This is a genomic window from Vibrio sp. 2033 (assembly GCF_033339735.1).
Genome location: NZ_JAWOVC010000900.1, coordinates 1 through 506, shown reverse-complemented (window position 1 = coordinate 506; position 506 = coordinate 1). Strand labels below are relative to the sequence as shown.

The following is a 506-nucleotide window of genomic DNA, read 5'->3' as shown; positions in this document are numbered from 1 at the left end:
AAAAATCGCCACAATCTGCTGGGAGAACTCCGTACGTTCATCTTTGACGATTTTATTCACCCGCTAGACAGCGTAAATGTTGTAGCAAAAGCCGATTTGCAAAACGTCTACATCACTCACCAATTTGACGGCCAACAACTCGCACGTCTGGATGTGCAATGGCAACACGGTGATACCCTACTACACGCTTCAATGAATCGTCATTTTGGCATCACAAACGAACGCGTTCAGGCATGTTATGCCAACCAAGCATTTGAGTTTGATTCGTTTGTGGAAGGTAAATTGTGGCAGGACAATCAAGAACGTAAGTTGAACTTAAAAGATTGGACACCAATGCTCACGAGTAAAGGTTTTCACGCTATGCTATTCGATTGGTTTAAGGTTGTTGAATCAGGCAAGCTGGCTACAAGCACAGTGCAACGCAACATAGCGAGCCACCAGCTTGCAGAGCAGATCTATCAACGCATAGAACAAGCCGTGCATTGCAATTAATCCCTAGAACCAAT

1 pseudogene is annotated in these 506 nt (G+C 44.5%); it reads left to right on the top strand.

Features of this window, described 5'->3' with window-relative positions:
* Positions 1 to 492: pseudogene (locus R7P74_RS29710) on the top strand (Gfo/Idh/MocA family protein); the annotation flags it as partial.
* Positions 493 to 506 lie beyond the last annotated feature (14 nt).